The 15952-nt window shown below is 65.9% G+C and carries 12 protein-coding genes; 4 read left to right on the top strand and 8 right to left on the bottom strand.

Annotation, left to right across the window (positions count from 1 at the left end; all coding sequences use genetic code 11):
• Positions 1–435: 435 nt before the first annotated feature.
• On the top strand, positions 436–1428 hold the full coding sequence (gene thpD / locus C4S71_RS21465; protein ID WP_103970507.1) for an ectoine hydroxylase: 993 nt from the start codon (positions 436–438) through the stop codon (positions 1426–1428).
• Positions 1429–1538: 110 nt separating this feature from the next.
• Positions 1539–2204: a fumarylacetoacetate hydrolase family protein gene (locus C4S71_RS21460; protein ID WP_086508662.1), complete on the top strand. Its 666-nt coding sequence runs from the start codon at positions 1539–1541 to the stop codon at positions 2202–2204.
• 104 nt (positions 2205–2308) lie between these two features.
• Here the strand turns inward: C4S71_RS21460 and speA are convergent, their stop codons facing one another.
• The 3 genes from speA to C4S71_RS21445 form a co-directional block, all read right to left on the bottom strand.
• Positions 2309–4219 carry a biosynthetic arginine decarboxylase gene (gene speA / locus C4S71_RS21455; RefSeq protein WP_234251346.1) on the bottom strand — a complete coding sequence of 637 codons (1911 nt, stop codon included), beginning with the start codon at positions 4217–4219 and terminating at the stop codon, positions 2309–2311.
• Between the two features lie 8 nt (positions 4220–4227).
• Positions 4228–5190 (bottom strand): homoserine kinase, encoded by a 963-nt coding sequence (locus tag C4S71_RS21450; protein ID WP_103970506.1) that lies wholly within the window; start codon positions 5188–5190, stop codon positions 4228–4230.
• Positions 5191–5299: 109 nt separating this feature from the next.
• Complete coding sequence (locus C4S71_RS21445; protein WP_086508659.1) at positions 5300–5593, bottom strand: DUF2782 domain-containing protein; 294 nt, start codon at positions 5591–5593, stop codon at positions 5300–5302.
• Positions 5594–5761: 168 nt separating this feature from the next.
• On the opposite strand from C4S71_RS21445, the gene polA reads away from it, so the two are divergent.
• Complete coding sequence (gene polA / locus C4S71_RS21440; protein ID WP_103970505.1) at positions 5762–8545, top strand: DNA polymerase I; 2784 nt, start codon at positions 5762–5764, stop codon at positions 8543–8545.
• 65 nt (positions 8546–8610) lie between these two features.
• Here the strand turns inward: polA and C4S71_RS21435 are convergent, their stop codons facing one another.
• A complete protein-coding gene (locus C4S71_RS21435) occupies positions 8611–9639 on the bottom strand; it encodes a Fe(3+) ABC transporter substrate-binding protein (protein WP_103970504.1) in 1029 nt (342 codons plus the stop codon).
• 326 nt (positions 9640–9965) lie between these two features.
• Between C4S71_RS21435 and C4S71_RS21430 the strand changes: the two genes are divergently transcribed.
• The gene (locus C4S71_RS21430; protein ID WP_422666865.1) at positions 9966–11018 is read left to right on the top strand and encodes an ABC transporter ATP-binding protein; all 1053 of its coding nucleotides are present in this window, start codon (positions 9966–9968) and stop codon (positions 11016–11018) included.
• Here C4S71_RS21430 and C4S71_RS21425 read toward each other — a convergent pair.
• From C4S71_RS21425 to dctP, 4 genes are all read right to left on the bottom strand, one after another.
• Positions 11004–12680, bottom strand: coding sequence for an ABC transporter permease (locus tag C4S71_RS21425; RefSeq protein ID WP_086508655.1), 1677 nt, complete (start codon positions 12678–12680; stop codon positions 11004–11006). The two genes, C4S71_RS21430 and C4S71_RS21425, sit on opposite strands and share 15 nt — an antisense overlap.
• A gap of 157 nt (positions 12681–12837) precedes the next feature.
• Positions 12838–14172: a TRAP transporter large permease gene (locus C4S71_RS21420; RefSeq protein WP_103970502.1), complete on the bottom strand. Its 1335-nt coding sequence runs from the start codon at positions 14170–14172 to the stop codon at positions 12838–12840.
• Positions 14169–14672, bottom strand: a complete 504-nt coding sequence (locus tag C4S71_RS21415) for a TRAP transporter small permease subunit (protein ID WP_086508653.1) — start codon at positions 14670–14672, stop codon at positions 14169–14171. Before C4S71_RS21415 ends, C4S71_RS21420 begins: the two co-directional genes overlap by 4 nt.
• 58 nt (positions 14673–14730) lie before the next feature.
• Entirely contained in the window at positions 14731–15834 is a 1104-nt protein-coding gene (gene dctP / locus C4S71_RS21410) for a TRAP transporter substrate-binding protein DctP (protein WP_103970501.1), read from the bottom strand.
• Between the last annotated feature and the right edge of the window lie 118 nt (positions 15835–15952).

The raw sequence follows: 15952 nt of genomic DNA, 5'->3' as shown, positions 1-15952 counted from the left end.
GACTGCGCTGCGTGATCTGGCGGCAGTGGAAGCGCCCGCGGACCCGGTGCCGCAAGCTTCTGGCACTGGGGCTGGACGACTATCGAGCGTGGAAATCAGCGGGGAATGGGCGAGGCGCCTGGTGGAACGCCGGGGCCTCGCACATGAATCAGGCCCTGCCAAGGAAGTGGCTTGATGGACTGGGCTTGATCTCGGTACTTGATACGGTAAGAGGGCTAAGCCGTTCTTCATGAACCGCCGTATACCGAACGGTACGTACGGTGGTGTGGGAGGGCGCCGGGGGTGACCCCGGCCCCTACCCGATTGCGCTTGAAAGCCCGCTCCATCGTCACCACATCATTGCTGCAAGGTCCTTCCGGGACCTCCCGCCACGGCTGCACGCCGTTGCACGAGCTGGGACTGAAAACTGATCACGGATACACAGGAGGTGATTGGATGACAGTGCACACTTCGTCCAACCGTAAGCTGAAGCAGACCACCGACTACGCCGTCACCGACACCATGACGGCACCGCTTCGCAGCGCCGCGAAGCGGGTGCAGGATGCCTATCCCACCCGGCTGAACAAGCCGCTCGACACCCTCTGGGTGGAGCGCCGCGAGGGCGTGGTGCGCGGCAGCGCCGACGAGGGGCCGCTGAGTCGGGCGCAGCTCGACGAGTTCGAACGCAAGGGCTTTCTTTTCGAGCCCAATTTCATCAGCGGGGAGGAGCTCGATGAGCTGCGTCGGGAGCTGGATGCCCTGCTCAGCCGCGACGACTTCCGCGGCCGCGACTTCAGCATCACCGAACCCGACAGCCAGGAGATCCGCTCGCTGTTCGCGGTGCATTTCCTGTCGCAGCGCTTCGCCAGCCTGGCCCACGACGAGCGCCTCGTCGGGCGGGTGCGTCAGATCCTCGGCGGCGAGGCCTACGTGCACCAGTCGCGCATCAACTACAAGCCGGGCTTCGAGGGCAAGGGCTTCAGCTGGCACTCCGACTTCGAGACCTGGCACGCCGAGGACGGCATGCCGGCGATGCACGCGGTGAGCGCTTCGATCGTGCTGACCGATAACCACGAGTTCAACGGCCCGCTGATGCTGATTCCGGGCTCGCACAAGGTGTTCGTGCCGTGCCTGGGCGAGACCCCGGACGATCACCACCGTCAGTCGCTGAAGCGCCAGGAGTTCGGCGTGCCGGGCCGTGAGGCGCTGCGCGAGCTGGTCGCCCGCCACGGCATCGAGGCGCCCAAGGGGGCGGCTGGTGGACTGCTGCTGTTCGACTGCAACACCCTGCACGGCTCCAACGCCAACATGTCGCCGGACCCGCGCAGCAACGTATTCTTCGTCTACAATCGGCGCGACAACGCCTGCGTCGAGCCCTTTGCCGCCCGCCGCCGTCGGCCGAGCTTCCTGGCTCATGGCCCGAACGAGCAGTGGACCCCCCAGGACTGACGCCTATCGTTTCGATAGCGTCATCAGGGTGGAACGGAGCGCATGGTGCGGTAGACTGTGGTGCTTGTCGTTGAGAAGCGGCACGCATAACGAGAAGGAGAAGACCCGCCATGCGCTTTGTTCCCCGTTTTACCGATGGCCAGGAGTTTCCCCATTCGCTGGGCAAGATCGTATGCATTGGCCGCAACTATGCCGATCACGCCAAGGAGCTGGACAACCCGATACCCACCGAGCCGCTGCTGTTCATCAAGCCGGCTACCAGTGCGGTGAGCCTCGACGAGCCCCTCGATCCGCCCTTTTCCCGTGGCGAAGTGCACTACGAGGCGGAGCTGGCGCTGCTGATCGGCGAGACCCTGTCCCATGCCACCGCCGATGAGGCCGAGCGGGCCATCGTCGGCATCGGGCTGGCGCTGGATCTGACCCTGCGCGACGTGCAGACCCGCCTGAAGGAGAAGGGCCACCCCTGGGAGATCGCCAAGGCGTTCGACGGCGCCTGTCCGCTGTCCGCCTTCCTGCCGCTCAGCCGTGCGCCGAACTGGAATGCGCTGACCTTCGAGCTGGAGATCGACGGCGAGCTGCGTCAGCACGGCGAGGGTTCCGACATGCTGTTCCCGGTGCCCACCCTGGTGGCCGAGATGAGCCGTCACTTCACCCTCGAGCCGGGCGACGTGGTCATCACCGGCACCCCCGAGGGCGTCGGCGAGCTGCCGCGCGGCGCCAAGCTGCGTATGACCCTCACCGGCGGCCTCGAGGTCACGGCTCAGGTCGTCGAGTAAGGTCTCGCTCTGCCGCTACGCAGGTTCCGAACGACGACGCCCCCGCGGCCAGGCCGCGGGGGCGTCGTGTCGTTTGCGCTCGAGTGACTCCGGCAGGGATGAGCCTACTCGAGATAGGTGTAGCCCTGCAGGCCGGCGGAGAGATCGTCGAGGAAGTGCTCCTGCTCTTCCGCCGGCAGCCCGCTGTCGGCCAGTTGGCCGGCCAGGCGGTCGCGCAGCACCTTGGCATCGAAGTTGACGTAGGCCAGCACGTCGGAGACGCGGTCGCCCTGCTGGGCGTGGCTCAGCACCCACTCGCCGTTCACATCCAGGGCGGCGTCGACGGAGTCGGTGTCGCCGAACAGATTGTGCAGGTCACCGAGGATCTCCTGGTAGGCACCGACCAGGAAGAAGCCCAGCAGGCGCTCCTCGTCGTCGCGCCACTCGGGCAGCGGCAGGGTCGTCTCCACCCCTTGGCCGTCGACGTAGCCGTCGATGCGACCGTCGCTGTCGCAGGTGATGTCCTGGATCACGCCGCGGCGGCTGGGCTCGCGGTTGAGTCCGGTCAGCGGCAGTACCGGGAAGATCTGATCGATGCCCCACACGTCGGGCACCGACTGGAACAGCGAGAAGTTGACGAACAGCTTGTCGGCGAGCTTCTCGGCCAGCTCGTCGATGATCTCGCGGTGGGCACGGTTGCGGCTGTCGAGCCGCTCGCGCAGGCGCGCACAGGCGGCGAAGTAGACCCCTTCGGCCTCGGCGCGCACGGTGATGTCGGCCAGCCCCATGAGGAAGCGGTCGTGCATCTCGCTCATCGCCTGCAGCAGGTCGTGCCATGCCTCCACCAGCTCGCGCGGCTCCACCGAGCCGTTGAGCAGGTCGTGCACGCGCCACAGCTCGTCGAGCTGCGGGTCGTCCTCGGCCAGGCGCTCCGGCGCCGCGTCGTTGACCCGCTCCTCGCCGATCACGTTGGTGATCAGCACCGCGTGGTGAGCGGTGAGGGCGCGGCCCGATTCGCTGATCAGGTGCGGATGGGGAATTTCCGCCTCGTTGCAGGCCTGGGCAAAGGCGCTGACCACGTTGCGCGCATACTCGCGCATCGAGTAGTTGATCGAGCAGAAGCTGCGCGAACGGGTGCCTTCGTAGTCGATACCCAGGCCGCCGCCGACGTCGACGGTGTCGATCGGTGCACCCAGTGCCAGCAGGCTCTGGTAGAAGCGCGCACACTCGCGCAGGCCGACCTGGATGTCGCGGATGTTGGCGATCTGCGAGCCCAGGTGGAAATGCACCAGCTGCAGGCTGCCCAGCGAGTCGGCTTCGCGCAGGCGCTCCACCACCGCCAGCATCTGGGCCGCGGTGAGACCGAACTTGGATTTCTCGCCGCCGGTGTCCTGCCACTTGCCCATGCCCACCGAGGCCAGACGAGCGCGCAGGCCGATGCGCGGGGTGACGCCGAGGCGCTCGGCCTCCTCCAGGATCAGCGGCAGCTCGGAGAACTTCTCAACCACCAGGTAGACCCGATGGCCGAGTTTCTCGCCCATCAGCGCCAGGCGGATGTACTCGCGGTCCTTGTAGCCGTTGCACACGATCAGCGAGGGGCCGTCGGCGGAGAGCGCCAGCACGGCGAGCAGCTCCGGCTTGCTGCCGGCCTCGAGGCCGACCCGGCCGTGGCCGCGCTCGCGGGTGGCGAGTATCTCCTCGACCACGCGGCGCTGCTGATTGACCTTGATCGGGTACACGGCGGTGTAGCCGCCGACGTACTCTTCCTCGCGCATGGCCAGGTCGAAGGCCTCGCACAGCTGTTCCACGCGGTCGTGCAGAATGTCGCTGAAGCGTACCAGCACCGGCAGCCTCAGGTCGGCTTCGCGCAGCTGGTCCACCAGCGGTGCCAGCGGCAGGGCCGGCCCTTCGGCCTCGCTGCCGAGAGGGCGCACCAGGGCATGACCGTCGTCGTCGACGTCGAAGTATCCGCTGCCCCACTGGTCGATGTTCCAGGTGCGACGCGCGCGCTGGGCGGGACCGGAGGCTGCTCCCATGGATAGACTCATGTATCGCTCGCTTCAGGCAGGGGCAGAGCGCCGTGGTTCAGGCGTGCCGTGAGAATGGTATGGAACTGCGCCGGGTCATGAGGCGTCAGGTCGTGGGCCGGTGGATCGACGTAGACCACCAGCAGACGTGACAGCCAGTAGCGCAGCGCGGTCATGCGCAGCATCGTCGGCCACACCTCGCGCTCGGTGGCGGTGAGGGGGCGGCGAGCCTGGTAGGCGCTGATGATGGCGTCGTGGCGGGCGCGGTCCAGGCGGCCATCGGGGCCGGAAGCCCAGTCGTTGATGACGATGGCCAGATCGAACAGCAGATCGCCCGTGCAGCCGTTGTAGAAGTCGATGATGCCGCCGAGGCGGTCGTCCTCGAACAGGGTGTTGTCGCGGAACAGGTCGCCATGCAGCGCCCCGTGGGGCAGTTCGGGGGCATCGCCGAACACGCCCTGGTAGATCTCCACCTCGTCCTTCATCAGGGTCTGATCCTCGGGCGAGAGGTAGCCCAGCACCTTGTGATGCATGGCCGTCAGCCAGTTCAGGTCGCGTGGGTTGGGACGATGGCCGGGAAAGTGCTGGGACACCACGTGCATACGTCCCAGCGCGTCGCCCAGAGCTCTGCACTGGGTCAGATTGGGCGACATCGGATGGCGTCCCGGCAGCCGTGGAAACAGCAGCGACGGCTTGCCGGCCAGGCTGTGCAGGGCGATACCTTCGCGGTCGTGTACCGGACCCGGCACCGGCAGGCGATGCTCGTCCAGATAGTCGAGCAGCTCGACGAAGAACGGCAGCTCCTCGTGCTCACCCTGCTCGAACAGGGTCAGCACCAGATCGTGGCGGTCGGTGGTGACGAAGAACGTGCTGTTCTCGGTGCCGCCGGCGACCCCCGCCAGGGACACCAGCTCGCCGACATCGAAACGCCTGAGAAACTCTGCGACCTGTGCGTCGCTCAACGGGGTGAATACGGCCATGTGTCTCTCGCCCAGGTTGCCAAGCCGCCTATTGTAGCGTCTTGGCACTGTGATGCACGTCTGCTGGACAGGTTCCGCCATTCACCTGGACGGAGGGCGGGGTTGGCCGCTAGAAACGACGCAGCACCCACTGCGGTACGGCGATGCGGTCGCCCTCCTGGCGCTCGAAGTTGCCGTCGCCGTCGTGATCGACCAGGAAGTAGCTGGGGCCCCGGCTGGGGCGGATCTCGATGGCGTAGAGCTGGCCGTTCACCCGGTATTCGCGAATGGTGCGGTCCTCCTCCTGGCGAATGGTGATGTCGGGTTCGACGTTGGCGGATTGAGCCAGGCTCGGAGCGGCCGCTGCCAGACCGAGGCCGAGGGAAAGCAGTGCAACAGCCAGGAAACGGGGAAGAGCGTTCATGTTGGCCTCCGAAGACCGCTTGCGACAAACGTTGCCAACGAGTGGCTGTTTCCAGTGTATGACGTTGGACAGCGAGAACCCAACGATGGCGGCAAAAGCGACGCGCAATGCGTATCATGGCTGATCAGGATCACATTTTCTTGCACAGACTCAACGGATGCCCGATACATGGCCGACACGCCCATCGTTCTCGTCGACGGTTCGTCCTACCTCTACCGCGCCTTTCACGCCCTGCCGCCGCTGACCACCTCCACGGGCCAGCCCACCGGCGCCGTCAAGGGCGTGCTCAACATGCTCAAGCGGCTGATCAAGGATTATCCGGACAGCCCCATGGCGGTAGTCTTCGACGCCAAGGGCAAGACCTTCCGTGACGAGCTGTTCGAGGCGTACAAGGCCCAGCGCCCGCCGATGCCCGACGACCTGCGCAGCCAGGTGGAGCCGCTCTACGCCTGCGTGCGTGCCCTCGGCCTGCCGCTGCTGTGCGTCGAAGGCGTGGAGGCCGATGACGTCATCGGCACCCTGGCGCGGCTGGCCACCGAGGCCGGCCGCGACGCGGTGATCTCCACCGGCGACAAGGACATGGCGCAGCTGGTCAACGCGCACATCACCCTGGTCAACACCATGAAGGACGAGACCCTCGACGAGGCCGGGGTCGAGGCCAAGTTCGGCCTGCCGCCGACGCTGATCATCGATTTCCTGGCGCTGATGGGCGACAAGGTTGACAACATCCCCGGGGTGCCGGGGGTGGGCGAGAAGACCGCCCTGGGCCTGCTGCAGGGCATGGGTGGCGGGCTCGATGCCATCTACGCCGACCTGGACAGGGTCAAGACCCTCGACATTCGCGGCGCCAAGACGCTGCCCAAGAAGCTCGAAGAGCACCGCGAGATGGCCTATCTCTCCTATCAGCTGGCCACCATCAAGACCGACTGCGAGCTGCCGGTGGGCCTCGACGATCTCGACATCGCCCACCCCGACCGCGAGGCGCTCAAGCGGCTCTACACCGAGCTCGAGTTCAAGGCCTGGCTCTCCGAGCTGCTCTCGGGCAAGGACGAGGGCGTCGACGACGTCGAGCGCGGCGCCGGGGTCGCCGGCACCGCCGCGGCGGGCAACCTCGACCCGGAAGCGCCACCGGCCAGCGTGGCGGCATGCAAGAATCACCTGATCCTGACCCAGGCCGAGCTCGACGAGTGGCTGGCGCGGCTGGGTAAATGCGAGGCCTTCTGCTTCGACCTCGAGACCAACAGCCTCAACTACATGGACGCCGAGATCGTCGGCGTGGGGCTGGCGCTCGAACCCGGCGAGGCGGCCTACGTGCCGCTCGCCCACGACTACCTCGACGTGCCCGAGCAGCTCGACCGGGCCGCGGTGCTCGCCGCCCTCAAGCCGCTGTTGGAGGACCCCTGCCGCGGCAAGATCGGCCAGAACCTCAAGTACGACATCTCGGTGCTGGCCAACTACGACATCCAGGTGCGCGGGCCGCTCACCGACACCATGCTCGAATCCTACGTGCTCAACTCCACCGCCACCCGTCACGACATGGATTCGCTGGCGCTGAAGTACCTGGGGCAGAAGACGGTGAGCTTCGAGGAGATCGCCGGCAAGGGGGCCAAGCAGCTCACCTTCAACCAGATCGACTTCGAGCAGGCCGTGCCCTACGCCTGCGAGGACGTCGACGTGACCCTGCGCCTGCACTGCGAACTGCGACCGCGCATCGAGGCCGAGGGGCGCCTGGCCGAGGTGCTGGACACCATCGAGCGGCCGCTGATCCCGGTGCTGTCGCGCATCGAGCGCACCGGGGTGGCGATCGACGCCGCGCGCCTGCATGCCCAGAGCCAGGAACTCGAAGCGCGCATCGCCGAGCTCGAAACCCGCGCATTCGAGCTGGCCGGGCGCGAGTTCAACCTCGGCTCGCCCAAGCAGCTCGGCGAGATCCTGTTCGAGGAGCAGAAAATCCCGGTGCTCAAGAAGACGCCCAAGGGCGCGCCCTCCACCGCCGAGGCCGTGCTCGAGGAGCTGGCGCTGGACTACCCGCTGCCCAAGGTGATCATGGAGCATCGCGGGCTGGCCAAGCTCAAGTCGACCTATACCGACAAGCTGCCGCGACTGGTCAACAAGCGCACCGGACGGCTGCACACCAGCTACCATCAGGCGGTCGCCGCCACCGGCCGGCTCTCCTCGTCCGATCCCAACCTGCAGAACATTCCCATCCGCACCGAGGAGGGGCGCAAGATCCGCCAGGCCTTCATCGCCCGGCCCGGCTACCGCATCGTTGCCGCCGACTACTCGCAGATCGAGCTGCGCATCATGGCGCATCTCTCGGAGGACCAGGGGCTGCTCACCGCCTTTGCCGAGGGGCGCGACATCCACACCGCCACCGCCGCCGAGGTCTTCGGCGTGGCGCTGGAGAAGGTCTCGGGCGAGCAGCGTCGCAGCGCCAAGGCGATCAATTTCGGGCTGATCTACGGTATGAGCGCCTGGGGGCTCTCCAAGCAGCTGCACATCGAGCGCAGCCAGGCGCAGACCTACATCGACCGCTACTTCGACCGTTACCCCGGCGTGGCCCGCTACATGGAACGCATCCGCGCCCAGGCCGCCGAGGATGGCTTCGTCGAGACCGTGTTCGGACGGCGGCTCTATCTGCCCGAGATCCGCGCCCAGAACCATGCCCGGCGCCAGGCCGCCGAGCGCACCGCGATCAACGCGCCGATGCAGGGCACCGCGGCGGACATCATCAAGCGCGCCATGATCGAGGTCGACGCCTGGCTGCAGGAGAGCGCCTTCGACGCCTGCATGGTCATGCAGGTACACGACGAACTGGTGTTCGAGGTCGGTGAAGGGCAGGTCGATGAATTCATCGGCGAGGTGAAGTCGCGTATGCAGGCCGCCGCCGAGCTCAGCGTGCCGCTGATCGTCGAGGCTGAGAGTGGGGTGAATTGGGACGAAGCCCACTAGGTCCCCAATCAAAAACGCCACCGCGGCTGCGGTGGCGTTTTCGTTTCGGGCTTGCCGGCTAAGGCTTAGCGCCAGCCGACGCGATCGAAGATACGAATCGCTTCCGGGTTGTTCTCACCCAGCACGCTGATGTTCAGGTCGTCCTTGTGCAGCTCGCCCCAGGACTTCAGCGTCTCGTCCATGTTCACACCGTCGACGACCGGGTACTCGAAGTTGCCGGCGGCGAAGATCTCCTGGGCAGCATCGGAGGAGAGGAACTCGAGGAAGCGAATGGCGTTCTCGCGGTTCGGTGAGGTGGCCACGACGCCGGCGCCGCCGACGTTGACGTGAATGCCGCGGTCGTCCTGGTTGGGGAACAGGATGCCGACGCTCTCGGCAACGTTGCGGTCGGCTTCGCTGTCGGAGTTGAGCAGGCGCACGTAGTAGTAGTGGTTGGCCACGGCCAGATCGCACTCGCCGGCGGCGACGGCGCGGATCTGGTCGGTGTCGCCGCCCTCGGGCTGGCGCGCCAGGTTGTTGACGATGCCCTGGGCCCAGGCCTCGGCCTCTTCAGCGCCGTGATGGTCGATCATTGCCGCCAGCAGCGACTGGTTATAGATGTTGTTGGACGAGCGAATGCACACCTCGCCCTCCCAGCGCGGATCGGTCAGGTCCTCATAGGAGGTGATCTCGCTGGGGTCGACGTTTTCCGGGTTGTAGAAGATCGCCCGCACGCGCTGGCTGAAACCGAACCACTTGCCTTCGGGGTGGCGCATGGAGTCCGGCAGGCGCTCGGCAAGCACGTCGGACTCGATGGCCTGGAAGATGCCCTCCTGCTCGGCGCGCCACAGACGGCCGGCATCCACGGTGATCATCACGTCGGCGGGGCTGGCGATGCCCTCACGCTTGATGCGGTCGATGAGCTGGTCGGAGTCGCCCTCCAGCAGGTTGACCTTGATACCGGTCTCGTCGGTGAAGGCCTGATAGAGCTGCTCGTCGACGTCGTAATGACGCGCCGAGTAGAGGTTGACCTCATCTGCTGCTACCGTGGTGGCAAAGGCCGAGCCGGCCAGCATGGCGGCAAGCGGAGCGACGAGACGTTTGGCTTGGGACATGATTCACCTCGAGGGACGAACGATCAGGTTACTTGAGTACTAATGATAATACGTTGCATTACGTTGATCGCTATTGAAGCGTTTTCCGTTGAGGCCGTCAAGCGCCCCTCGAGCCACGAAACGGAGGGAGGCGACAGAGAGCTGACCGGGAGCAAGGAAAGATGGAAAAATTGACAATTGCGAGTAGATTTCAAACGTACCTACTAGACATTTCGGGTACGATGAGCCTAACCCTTCACTTTGACCAAGTCGCCTGACCTATGACTAGCCAATCGAAGCCAATGGAAGTCGGCCACGTCCCCTACCGTCAGCCTACCGCGCTGACCATGGAGGCGGTGCATCACACTTTCGACGGTCTGGCCGCCGTGCGCGGTGTCGATCTCATCGTGGAACCCGGTGAAGTCGTCTGTCTGCTGGGCCCTTCGGGATGCGGCAAGACCACGCTGCTGCGCATCGCCGCCGGCCTCGAGGTGCTGCAGCAGGGGCGCGTGACGCTCAACGACGGCGAGATAGCGGTGCCCAAGGGCAAGCACGTGCCGCCGGAGAAACGCAACGTCGGCCTGGCCTTCCAGGACTCGGCGCTGTTCCCTCATCTCACGGTACTGGAGAACGTGACCTTCGGGCTCAAGGGCGAGCCGCCGCGGCAGCGTCGCGAGCGTGCGCTTGGCCTGCTCGAACAGCTGGGCATGGCCGCCTATGCCGAGTCCTATCCGCACATGCTCTCCGGCGGGCAGCAGCAGCGCGTGGCGTTGGCGCGTGCCCTGGCGCCTTCACCGCAGCTGATGCTGCTCGACGAGCCTTTCTCCAGCCTCGATGCGCGCCTGCGCGACCGCATCCGCGACGATACCCTGCACGTGCTCAAGAAGGTCGGTGCGGCCACTCTGCTGGTCACCCACGATCCCGAGGAGGCCATGTTCATGGCCGACCGCATCGCGCTGATGCGCGACGGACGCATCGTCCAGGTGGGCACCCCGCGGGAGCTCTACTGCGCGCCCTGCGACCCCTTCGTGGTGGCGTTCTTCGGTGAGGTGAACGAGCTGCAGGGCGAGGTGCGCGGCGGCCGGGTGATGACCCCGGTAGGGCCGGTGGAGGCCGGCTGGCTGCCCGAAGGGAGCCAGGCCCAGGTGATGATCCGCCCGGAGGCGCTGCGCATCACCGAGCACTTCGAGCCGGCGCCGGAGCACCGCTACAGCCATGTGATCATGGCCAAGCTGCTGGGCCGCAGCAGCCTGCTGCACATCTGCGCCCACGGCGAGGACGGCAGCGAGGCCCACCTGCACGCCCGGGTTCCCGGCGTCTTCCTGCCCGCCGAAGGGCAGCGGGTGGACATTCACCTCGACCTGTCGCAGGTCTTCGTCTTTCCCTCAACGCCTGCCTGAGCCGGGGCGTGAGCGGCGCATGGCCATGCTCAGCAGCACCACCGGAATGATGCCGACGGCCACGATCGCCAGAGAGGCGGTCGATGCCTCGGCCAGTCTCTCGTCCGAGGCCAGGCTGTAGGCCCGCACCGCCAGGGTGTCGAAGTTGAAGGGGCGCAGGATAATGGTGGCCGGCAGCTCCTTCATGATGTCCACGAACACCAGAATGCCCGCCGCGAACAGACTGCCGCGCATGATCGGGGTGTGCACCCGCTTGAGCGTGCCGGCCGGTGTCTGGCCCAAGGTGCGCGAGGCGGCATCCATGCTCGGCGTCACCTTGCCCAGGCTCGCCTCCACGGTGTTGAAGGAGACTGCCAGGAAGCGCACCACATAGGCATAGATCAGGATGAACGCCGTGCCGCTGAAGATCAGGCCGACGATCATGCCGTAGTGGGCGTGCAGCCAGGTGTTGATGCTCTTGTCGAGCCAGGCGAAGGGAATCAGGATGCCCACCGCGATCACCGAACCGGGGATGGCATAGCCCATCGAAGCGATACGCGTGGCGATGCGCGTCAGCGGGCTGTCGTGCAGGCGCACGCCGTAGCTGAGTATCACGGCCAGCCCCACGGCGATCAACGAGGCGATCACCGCCAGCTTCAGACTGTTCCAGGCAAAGCCGAGGAAACGGGTGCCCCACAGGGCGTCGCCCGTGGTGATGGCCATCTGCGCCAGCAGGCCGCTGGGAATGAGAAAGCCGATCAGCACCGGCAGGGCGCAGGCGGCGAAGGCCGCCGCGGCACGCCAGCCGTGCAGCCGATACTCCGGCAGCTGCTGGTAGCGGTTGGTGGTGTGGAAATACTGACGCTTGCCCCGCGACCAGCGCTCCATCAGGATCAGCAGGAACACGAACAGCAGCAGGCAGGCGGCCAACTGGGCGGCGGCCACCTGCTCGCCGAGGCCGAACCAGGTGCGGTAGATGCCGGTGGTGAAGGTATCCACACCGAAGAATTGCACCGCGCCGAACTCGTTCAGCGTCTCCATCAACACCAGCGAGACCCCGCCGACGATGGCCGGGCGCGCCAGCGGCACGGCCACGGTGGCGAACAGGTTCCACGGGCCGCGGCCCAGGGTGCGGCCGACGTCGAGCACGCACACCGACTGCTCGAGGAAGGCGGCCCGGGCCAGCAGGTAGACGTAGGGGTAGAGCACCAGCGTGATCAGCGTGGCGGCGCCGCCCAGCGAGCGAATGTTGGGAAAGTAGTAGTCGCCGCGGCCCCACTCGAACACCTCGCGCAGCCAGGTCTGCAAGGGGCCGGCATACTGCAGGAAATCGGTGTAGGCGTAGGCGATCACATAGGTGGGCACGGCCAGCGGCAGCAGCAGCGCCCATTCGAAGATCCGCCGTCCCGGGAAGCGGCACATCACCACCAGCCAGGCGGTACCGGTACCGATGATCATGGTGCCGAGGCCCACCGTGACGGTGAGGTAGAGGGTATTGCTCACGTAGCGTCCCAGCACCGTGCTGGCCAAATGCTGCCAGACCCCCTCGGTGGGCATCACGATGTGGGCCAGCACCACTATCACCGGCAGGGCGACGACGAAGGCAACGCTGAGAATCAGGAGTGTCCAGGGGCTCAAGCGACGAGTGATCGAGGCAAGCCCGGTAGCGGTGGAACGGAACAAGCGGAACTCCTTGACTGGCTGGCTCGGTGGCGCGGTAATGCGAGGCGGTCACGGGTGGAAATGATATCAGTTGTCGCATGCCCCTGCAGCTGACCGACGTCAATGAAAAGCGCCCGCATCCGGGGATGCGGGCGCCAAGGTCAGGCCGGGAGGTGATTCAATAACCGAGCATGAGCGACGGCAGCCCCGTCACCAGCACCGGGAAGAAGGCCATCAGCACACAGGCCAGCACGATCAGTGCACAGAAGGGCACCACCGCCCGGTACAGGTCGACGATCTCCACCCCCTTGGGCGCCACCCCCTTCAAGTAGAACAAGGCATAGCCGAACGGCGGGGTCAGGAACGAGGTCTGCAGCACCACTGCCACCATCACCACGAACCACAGCACGTCCACGCCCATCTGATTGACGATCGGCAGCATGATCGGGAAGCTCAGCAGCACGATGCCGGTCCAGTCGAGGAACATCCCCAGCAGGAACACCAGGAACAGCATCAGGATCAGCGCCCCGGTGGTGCCGCCGGGCATCGCCAGCACCAGGTCGCTGATCACGGTCATGCCGCCGCCGCGGGAGAACACCCCGGTGAAGGCGGTGGCGCCGACCAGTACCAGCATCACCATGGTGGTGGTCTTGCCGGCCTCGATCAGGGTGTTGAAGCAGGTCTTGAGGCGGCGGTCGCCGAAGATCAAGAACAGCAGGAAGGCGATGGCCACGCCGATGGCCGAGGCCTCGGTGGCGGTGGCCACCCCGGTGAACAGTGCCCCCAGCACGCCGAGGATCAGCGCCATCGGCGGCAGCACGTACTTGGCCAGCATCAGCAGCAGCTGAGCGGTCGAGGTCTCGGCGCGCTCCTCGGTGGGCACCGGCGGGCCGTAGGCGGGCTTGATATAGCAGATCACCAGCACGTAGAGCGCGTACATCGCCCCCAGCATCAGCCCCGGCACCAGCGCGCCGGCGAACAGCGCGCCCACCGACACCGGCGAGTAGCTGGCCATCAGGATCAGCATGATGCTCGGCGGGATCAGGATGCCCAGGCAGCCGCTGGCCATGATCACCCCGGTGCTGAGTTCCTTGTTGTAGCCGTGCTTGAGCATCGGCACCAGCGCGATCATGCCCATCACCGCGATGGAGGCGCCGACGATGCCGGTGGTGGCGGCCAGCATCACCGAGACGATGACCACGGTCAGCGCCAGGCCGCCGCGCAGGTTGGCCAGCAGCAGGCGCATCACCGCGAACATCTTCTCGGTGACGCCGGAGTCGTTGAGGAAGCGCGCCATTAGCACGAACAGCGGAATGGCCACCAGGACGTAGTTGTCCATGGCATTGCCGTAGATGTTGTTGATGATGGTGCCGAGCACGCGCTCGCCGGGGCCCAGGTAGGCGCCGATGACGGCGATACCGCCCAGCACGAAGGCCAGCGGATGGCCCATGAACAGGCCGATCAGCAGCCCGCCGAACATCACCAGGGTGAGCAGTTCGGGACTCAGGTTCATGCGGCTCTCTCCTCGCGCAGCTGCTGGATGGCGCGGATGACGATGGCGATGGCCTGCAGCAGGATCAGCACGGCGGCCACCACGATCACCCCCTTGATCGGGTAGACCGGGATCGAGACCATGCCGTAGGTGGTCTCGCCGCGGCTGTAGGAGCGCATGAAGAAACTCCAGCCCAGGGTGATCAGCATGTAGATGAACGGCACGAAGAAGATCAGGTAGCCGAGGATCTCGAGCAGCGCCTGCTTGCGGCGCGACAGCAGACGCTTGAGCACGTCGACCTCGACGTGGGCATGATGGCGCAGGCCGTAGGCCGCCATCAGCATGAAGTGGGCGCCGAACAGCATCTTGGTGATGTCGAAGGCCCAGTCGCTGGGGCGCCCGGTGAACAGGCGCAGGGCGATATCGTAGAGCACCACCAGGGTGATGATGGCGATCAGCGGCGCGATGACCCGCCCGAACACCTCGTTGAGCGTGTCGATCGCCTTGGCAATCGCATTCATGGGTCCAGTCTCCGACGTCGGAACGACAGCCGCCCCGGGTGGGGCGGCCAGGACAGCCTTACAGGCAGGCTTCGATCTCTTCGAGCGAGGGCAGGTTGTCCATGGTACGGCTCATGTTGAACGGCGCGGAGATGTCACGCCAGGTGGCGTAGTGCTCCAGGTAGCCGATCATGGAGTGGTAGACCTTGGCGTGGTCCGGGTGCTCGCAGGCACCGCGCAGGATCACCTCGTTGGTGATCTCCTGGATGCGCTCCAGATCCTCGTCGGAGAGCTGATTGATGGTCACGCCGGCATCGATGAACCGCTCGGTACCTTCGGTGGAGCCGCGCTCCGACCAGGCGATGGACCAGGCCATGGTGGCATCGGCGGCGATCTTCAGCTTCTCCTGGGTCTCCTCGGAGAGGGCGTCCCAGGCATCGCGATTGATCATCACGCCGAACACGCTGGCGGACTGGTGCCAGCCCGGCACCGACCAGTACTCGACCACCTCGGCGAAGCCGGCATTGTAATCCACGCCCGGGGTGGAGAATTCGGCGCCGTCGACCACGCCGCGTTCCACCGCCTGATAGATCTCGCCGCCGGCCAGGGTGACCTGGGAGCCGCCCAACTGCTCGAGCACGCGACCCTGGTCACGCCCGGAGAGGCGCAGACGCTTGCCGTCGAGATCGGCCAGGCTCTCGATGGGTGTACGGCCCATGAAGCCCGATTCGTTGTTGGTGATGCCGTAGGGCAGGTAGACCATGTCGTACTGGCCATAGATCTCCTGGTAGAGATCCCAGCCGCCCCACTGCTGAATCCAGTTGAGGTAGTCGACGGCGTTGAACAGCATGGTGGTGGTGGCCAGCGGCGAGAAGGCCGGGTTGCGGCCGGCCCAGTAGCCGGGCCAGTCGCCGGCGGCCTCGATGCTGCCGGTCTCGGTGGCGTCGAACACCTCGGTGCCGGGCATCAGGGTGCCGCCGGCACGGAACTCGATCTGCAGCTCGTCACCGGCGATCTTGTTGACCAGCTCCACCCAGTGGCGGTCGATCTGGATCAGATCGATGCTGTCCGGCCAGGTGGAGGTCATGGTCCAGCGCTCCTGGGCCTGGGCGCTGGAGGCGAAAGCTGCCAGGGCGATGCCGGCAGCCAGACCGGAGAGGGCGAATTTCATCTTCATCTTCATGACGTGCTCCCTTCTGGGTGTTGTTGTGTACCGTAAAGAGAAGAATCCTGCCAGGCGGCGTGCCGCAGTCGTTGTGATTTGCTGAATGATCGGTCAGGCCGCCAGAGAACATCGACAA

It is taken from the genome of Billgrantia desiderata (genome assembly GCF_900108215.1).
Lineage (GTDB): Bacteria > Pseudomonadota > Gammaproteobacteria > Pseudomonadales > Halomonadaceae > Halomonas > Halomonas desiderata.
Note: the sequence above shows the minus strand (reverse complement) of the source record. Positions and strands in the feature narration are given on the sequence as shown.